Genomic DNA, 3,629 nt, shown 5'->3' with positions numbered 1-3,629 from the left:
CTCGCGCAGCGTGTCCCAGGCGTCGAGCAGGGTCCAGACCCCGCCGATGCCCGTCGACCAGTCGACGGCGAGTCGCTCGGGGGCGACCTCGGGCGCGCCCGCGTCCGCCCAGGCCTCACGGCCGGCGATGAGGGCGAACTGGCTCGAGGGGTCGAGGCGCTTGAGCTCGTGGCGCTCGAGCACGTCGGACGACGGGACCTTGGCGGTCGCCGCGAAGGTCACTGGCAGTTCGAGCTCGGCGACCCATTCCTGCTCGAGGGTGCGCGCACCGGACTCGCCCGCGAGCAGGGCGTTCCAGCTGTCGCGCGCGGTGCCGCCGAGCGGCGAGGTCGCGCCGATGCCGGTGATCACGATCTTCTTGGTCATAACGAAAGCACTCCGTGGATTGGAGGAAACAGGCTGCGTGATCGGGCGGGCGGCACGGGTGCGTGGCGCCCGCCCGAGCAGCGACTAGGCCTGGGCCTTGACGATGAAGTCGACGGCGTCGCCGACGGTCTTCAGGTTCTTCACCTCTTCGTCGGGGATCTTGACGTCGAACTTCTCCTCGGCGTTGACGACGATCGTCATCATCGAGATCGAGTCGATGTCGAGGTCATCCGTGAACGACTTGTCCAGCTCAACCGTGTCGGTCGCAATGCCGGTCTCGTCGTTGATGAGCTCGGCCAGGCCGGCAAGCACTTCTTCGGTGGACAATGCCATTGGTTCTTCTCCTTGAGGGTGTCTCGTTTGACCGAGAGACAGTCTAGATGGACAGTGGTCGGTGGTTCAGGGGAGAACCACCACTTGGGCGCCGAACACGAGGCCGGCGCCGAAGCCGATCTGGAGGGCGAGGCCCCCCGAGAGTTCCGGATGCTCCGCGAGCAGCCGGTGGGTCGCGAGCGGGATCGACGCCGCCGAGGTGTTGCCGGTCGTCGCGATGTCGCGAGCGATCACGACGGAGTCGGGCAGCTTCAGCTGCTTCGCGAACTCGTCGATGATGCGCATGTTCGCCTGGTGCGGGATGAAGGCGGCGAGGTCGGCGCTGGTCACGCCCGCGGCATCCAGTGCCTGCTTGGCGACCTTGGCCATGTCCCACACGGCCCAGCGGAAGACGGTCTGGCCCTCCTGGCGGAGGGTCGGCCACTCGGCCGTGCCGTCGCGGAACTGGGTGAGGGTGCCGTTCATGCCCACGGCGCCGGCCTTGGAGCCGTCGGAGCCCCAGATCGTGCGGGCGATGCCCGGGAAGTCGCTCGGGCCGATGACCACCGCGCCCGCCCCGTCGCCGAGGAGGAACGAGATGGAGCGATCGGTCGGGTCGACGACGTTCGAGAGCTTCTCGGCGCCCACGACGAGGGCATAGTGCGCTCCGCCGGTGCGGATGAGCGCATCGGCCTGGGCGATGGCGTAGGCGTACCCGGCGCAGGCGGCGTTCGTGTCGTACGCCGCGGCGGGGTTCGCGCCCACCCGGTCGGCCAGCACGGCTGCGATCGAGGGCGTCTGCTGCACGTTGGAGACCGTCGCGACGACGACCAGGTCGATGAGTTCAGGCGCGACACCCGATTTCTCGATCGCCTCACGTGAGGCATCCGTCGCGAGGTCGAGGGCCTCCACGTCGGCACCGGCGCGCGTGCGCGTGATGATGCCGGTGCGCTGCTGGATCCACTCGTCGGAGGAGTTGATCGGCCCGACCAGGTCGTCGTTGGGCACGGCGTTCTCGCCGCGTGCGGCGCCGACGGCGTAGATGCGGGTGTAGGCGGGTCCGTGCGACTGCTGCAGCGTGGGTTTCGTCATGCTCGGCTTTCTCTTCGCGCCCGGTTCAGGCGGCCTGCTCGATGAGCTCGATCGCGGCCGGGAGGTCGTCGGGCGTCTTCACGGCGACCGTCGGAACCCCCTTGAGCCCGCGCTTGGCGAGGCCGACGAGTGCGCCGGCGGGGGCGACCTCGATGAGGCCGGTGATGCCGRCTGCGGCGAACGACTCCATGCAGAGGTCCCAGCGCACCGGCGACGAGACCTGGCCCACCAGGAGGTCGACGAACGCCGAGCCCGAGGTGACGATGCTGCCGTCGCGGTTGGTCCAGAGGGTGATCCCGGGGTCGGAGACGTCGCGGTCGGCGGCGACCGCGGTGAGGCGCTCGACGGCCGGACGCATGTAGCGGGTGTGGAAGGCTCCGGCGACCTGCAGGGGGATGACCCGCGCCCCGGCGGGCGGCTCGGCCTTGAGCTGCTCGAGGGCGTCGAGCGCCCCCGCGACGACGATCTGGCCGCCGCCGTTGTAGTTCGCCGGTTCGAGACCGAGCTCGTCGAGCCGCGCGATCAGTGCCGACTCGTCGCCACCCAGGACGGCGCTCATGCCGGTCGGCGCCAGGGCTGCGGCATCCGCCATCGCCCGGCCGCGCTCGGCGACGAAGTGCATGGCATCGGCGTCGGCGAGCACTCCGGCGCCCGCCGCGGCCGTGATCTCGCCGACCGAGTGGCCGGCGATACCGCCGATGCGGTCGCGGCGCCCGTCGGCGAGCAGGCGCTCCAGTGTCAGGAGGCCGGCGGCGACGATGAGGGGCTGCGCGATGGCCGTGTCACGGATGGTGTCGGCGTCGCTCTGCGTGCCGTGGGTCGCCAGGTCGACGCCGGCCGCCTCCGAGTATCCGGCGAGGCGTTCCGCGGAAGCGGAGTCGGCCAGCCAGGGCGCGAGGAAACCGGGGGTCTGCGAGCCCTGTCCAGGGCAGACGACGACGATCACGCTCTCTAGTCTGTCAAGGTCGCGTGGTGCGGGTGTGTGACGATGCCACAAGCTCTCGTCGAAAGCCTTGTGCGTGGCCGACATGCGTCACGGCTGGCGACGCGTGGCGGGTCAGCTTGGACGGCGTCGAGGCTGGTGCTCGTGGTCGCTCATGGAGCCGATGATGAGGGCCGATTGCAGGATCAGCGCTTCGCGCGCTCCGGTCGCGTCCCACCCGATCACGTCGGACACCCGCTTCAGGCGGTACCGCACGGTGTTGGGGTGCACGAACAGCTCACGGGCCGTGGCCTCGAGCGACCGGCCGTTGTCGAGGTAGCTCCAGAGCGTGGTGAGGAGCTCGGTCGAGTGGGCCTGCAACGGGCGGTAGATGCGGTGCACCAGCGTCGCGCGCGCGAGCGGGTCGCCGGCGAGCGCACGCTCGGGCAGCAGGTCGTCGGCGTGCACCGGCCGCGGCGCGTGCCGCCACGACCTCGCCACGGCGAAGCCCGCGAGCGCCGCCTTCGCACTCTTCGAGGCGTCGACCAGGTTGGGCACCTCATGCCCGAGGACGAGGTGCCCCGGCCCGAAGTGCGGCTCCAGTTGGGTCGCGATCTCCATGAACGTGAGTGCGGCCGACGTGCCGATGGTCTCCTCCGGCTCGGATCCGAGCGGGTCGGAGCGCCCGATCACGAGCACGAGCCGGTTGCCCTGCACGCCGATGAGCACGTCGGCGTGCATGTGCCGGGCGGCGCGGCGCACGTGGTCGACGTCGAGCTGCTTCGGCGCCGTGCCCACGAGCACCGCGACCTCGCCGTGCCCGTGCCAGCCGAGCGCCGCGATGCGGCTCGGCAGCTCGTCGTCGTACTCGCCCGAGAGGATCGAGTCGACGACGAGCGCCTCGAGACGCGCATCCCACAGCCCGCGCGCCTCGGCC

General features: G+C 70.7%; 5 protein-coding genes. All 5 read right to left on the bottom strand.

Annotated features, from left to right (window positions below):
• The coding region (locus AC1DY2_RS17210; RefSeq protein ID WP_476763524.1) for a beta-ketoacyl synthase N-terminal-like domain-containing protein at window positions 1–366 on the bottom strand (366 nt) is incomplete at its 3' end.
• An 84-nt stretch (window positions 367–450) separates the two neighbouring features.
• Complete coding sequence (locus tag AC1DY2_RS17205; RefSeq protein WP_056731598.1) at window positions 451–699, bottom strand: acyl carrier protein; 249 nt, start codon at window positions 697–699, stop codon at window positions 451–453.
• Between the two features lie 66 nt (window positions 700–765).
• Window positions 766–1,770: a beta-ketoacyl-ACP synthase III gene (locus AC1DY2_RS17200; protein WP_476763523.1), complete on the bottom strand. Its 1,005-nt coding sequence runs from the start codon at window positions 1,768–1,770 to the stop codon at window positions 766–768.
• A 25-nt stretch (window positions 1,771–1,795) separates the two neighbouring features.
• Window positions 1,796–2,716 (bottom strand): ACP S-malonyltransferase, encoded by a 921-nt coding sequence (locus AC1DY2_RS17195; RefSeq protein ID WP_476763522.1) that lies wholly within the window; start codon window positions 2,714–2,716, stop codon window positions 1,796–1,798.
• Between the two features lie 111 nt (window positions 2,717–2,827).
• Window positions 2,828–3,629, bottom strand: an 802-nt coding sequence (locus AC1DY2_RS17190) for a PucR family transcriptional regulator (protein WP_476763521.1), incomplete at its 5' end; no start/stop codon positions are given.

The organism is Agromyces sp. P1_H4 (assembly GCF_056405255.1).
This window is presented reverse-complemented; position numbering and strand designations above follow the sequence as displayed.

Bases quoted from the DNA above. Each gene is read 5' to 3' on its own strand.
- AC1DY2_RS17205 (WP_056731598.1), bottom strand. From the start codon at position 699: ATGGCATTGTCCACCGAAGAAGTGCTTGCCGGCCTGGCCGAGCTCATC.
- AC1DY2_RS17200 (WP_476763523.1), bottom strand. From the start codon at position 1,770: ATGACGAAACCCACGCTGCAGCAGTCGCACGGACCCGCCTACACCCGC.